Raw genomic sequence first — 322 nt, 5'->3', positions numbered from 1 at the left:
GTGACGGGCCATCGAGGTCGACCGAATCGCTGGCGGCATCGGCGGGTGTGGGACGTGCCGATGTTCGGCCGTCGGGTGGCGCTGGACATTGAGTACCTGGAGATTGTCATCGGCGCCCGCGACCGGCGCGTGGAGCGTCTGGACTTCGTCGAAGCCGGCGCCCGGTACACCCGGCGGCTGGCGGAGCTGGTGAGCGCACTGTGTCGTCACCTGCCGATCAGTGCGGTGTCCCGCTGGACGGGACTGGCGTGGCGGACCGTCAAGGACATGGACCGCGCGCATCTGAAAGCCACGCTGCCGGTGCTGCATCCTCGGGACATTG

General features: G+C 68.6%; 1 protein-coding gene. It reads left to right on the top strand.

What is annotated here, in order from left to right; translation table 11 throughout:
* Nucleotides 1–60 precede the first annotated feature (60 nt).
* Nucleotides 61–322 (top strand): helix-turn-helix domain-containing protein (locus RM530_RS18495; protein WP_311366740.1); only part of this gene is annotated, 262 nt, incomplete at its 3' end.

It is taken from the genome of Banduia mediterranea, assembly GCF_031846245.1.
Lineage (GTDB): Bacteria > Pseudomonadota > Gammaproteobacteria > Nevskiales > Nevskiaceae > Banduia > Banduia mediterranea.
This window is presented reverse-complemented; position numbering and strand designations above follow the sequence as displayed.